Genomic DNA, 1,545 nt, shown 5'->3' on the forward strand with positions numbered 1-1,545 from the left:
TCGCGCTCGCATTCAGTCATTTTTACTATAAATATGATGAAGTTAATTCAGCTTATTCATGGGTGAAATGACTATGGCTCCCTTGCACGCCGTATATAATCCCTCCCGTTGTGCAAGTTATTTTTCATCTGTGTAACGGAAGTTAGTTGCATTCGTATATCCGACCTCTCTTACGGTACCGTCGTACCCGGCCATGATGTGTGATTAGGCCAATGCACTAAAGCTATCAATCATCATCAGGGTTGATTAATAATTAGTTCAGCGGTTAGGAAAAATCTACAAAAAAAGAGGATATATTTCTATTTTTCTCAAAAACAGCCACATTTCTCCTGTTGTTGAATAATGCTCACGACAATTATCGCTGGTGTTCCTTAAATTAATTTTCATAAAAATCTCAAATGCCTGCCTCCGCTAAAATCCAATATAAAATTCACATAAGCCATATTACTTTTCTGGACAAAAAACCACCACCCATCTATTAATGTGATTTCCATACCCTTTCGTTATTTCACTTACATAAACTTTAGGATTATTAGATGTATTTTTTCTAAACGACATAAAAAAACTGCATTAACTCCACTTACAAACCACTAAAACCAATCAATGTAATGAACAACTAACACTTTAATAAATTTATTACATCTAATATTACATATATTCTTATTTAGTAACTTGCATGTATGCGCCTTACAAGGCTTCAGGAAGAAAAACAGTGCAATAAAAAACATCTCGCCATTTAAATTTAAGGATGATAGTGAGTGATATGAAATCAGCAAAAAAAAGCTTATCGACACGGGCGATAGCAATTTCAACAGTATTATTTACACCCGTATCCCTGGCCGTAACCCCACCCACAGATGCAAATAGCGTTGTTATCATTAATAATGGCGAAGAGGCAAAAGTTATTGCCTCCGAAGGTTACGATCCTGGATGGAATCATTTTACTTCTTTGAATGTAGGCCAAAACTCTAATGGCTCACTACTCATTGATAATATTTCACTTATTACTGCTAATGCTACCGTAGGTAATAATGCTGAAGGTTCCCTCACTTTATCCAACCATACCAACTGGCAGTTTGATACCCCTACATCCAAATTGTTTTTGGGTACAAATGAAGGTTCCGGCACCGTATATGTGTTAGAAGGCAGTAAGATAAGTGGCCTGCAGGAACTAAGGGTTGGTGAATATTATGGTGATGCCAAGGGGTTGATGGTTATTGATGGGGAAAACTCATCAGTTTCCTCTAACATTACTCTTGTTGGCGATCAGGGAACCGGCAATTTACGTATAACTAATGGCGGCACACTCACTACCTCAGCTCAGGTAGCTATTGGATATGCTTATCCAGCCAATGATATATCAAAAAATCGTAATAGTTATGGCGAGGTTCTGGTTGACGGTAAAAATTCAACATTGAATGCTGAATATGTTTATCTTGGTGGATTCAGCCCAGATGTTGCTTTTAATACTACCGGTATCCTTACCGTTAATAACGGTGCAACAATCAATGCCAATTCGTTTATCTGGGTTACTCTCGCCCCTGG

1 pseudogene is annotated in these 1,545 nt (G+C 37.7%); it reads left to right on the forward strand.

The features are described from left to right. Positions 1 to 763: 763 nt before the first annotated feature. A pseudogene (locus A7Z29_RS23025) lies at positions 764 to 1,545 on the forward strand (autotransporter outer membrane beta-barrel domain-containing protein); the annotation flags it as partial.

This window comes from Escherichia sp. MOD1-EC6842, from assembly GCF_002965705.1.
GTDB lineage: Bacteria > Pseudomonadota > Gammaproteobacteria > Enterobacterales > Enterobacteriaceae > Escherichia > Escherichia ruysiae.